1 protein-coding gene and 1 pseudogene are annotated in these 504 nt (G+C 62.9%); both read right to left on the bottom strand.

Features of this window, described 5'->3' with window-relative positions; genetic code table 11:
- The coding region (gene arsC / locus ACFC3J_RS23135; protein WP_375198232.1) for an arsenate reductase (glutaredoxin) at positions 1–293 on the bottom strand (293 nt) is incomplete at its 3' end.
- Positions 290–504, bottom strand: a pseudogene (locus tag ACFC3J_RS23130) (MFS transporter); the annotation flags it as partial. The pseudogene ACFC3J_RS23130 and the gene arsC, both read right to left, overlap by 4 nt.

Genomic DNA, 504 nt, shown 5'->3' with positions numbered 1-504 from the left:
ACCACGATAGGTCGGTTGATGAGGATCGGATGTTGGAGCATGAAGTCGATCAATTGCTCGTCGCTCCACTTCTGATCTCCCAGGCCGAGTTCCGCATACGGCGTGCCTTTCTCGCGCAGCACCGCGCGTACCGGGATGCCCATCGCGGCGATCAGCGCCTTCAGCATGTCGCGGTCGGGCGGTGTCTTCAGATATTCGATGACAGCCGGTTCCTCGCCGCTGTTGCGAATCAGGCTGAGGACGTTGCGTGACGTGCCGCAATCGGGATTGTGGTAGATCGTGATGTGGCTCATGTCGAGGTGCCTTCGTTCGAGAGAAGCATGGATTGCTGGCGCAGATGCCTGATCACATAGCCGAACAGGATCGCGCCCGCCGCGCTGATGCCGGTCAGGGCCAGCAGCGTGCCGGGATAGCCGTTGCCGGCGGAATACAGCAGCGAGGCCACGAAGGGGCCGGCGGCCACTGCGATCTGCACGGGTGTCGCCATCGCGCCGCTGATGGCGC

It is taken from the genome of Sphingobium sp. (assembly GCF_041987595.1).
Lineage (GTDB): Bacteria > Pseudomonadota > Alphaproteobacteria > Sphingomonadales > Sphingomonadaceae > Sphingobium.
This window is presented reverse-complemented; position numbering and strand designations above follow the sequence as displayed.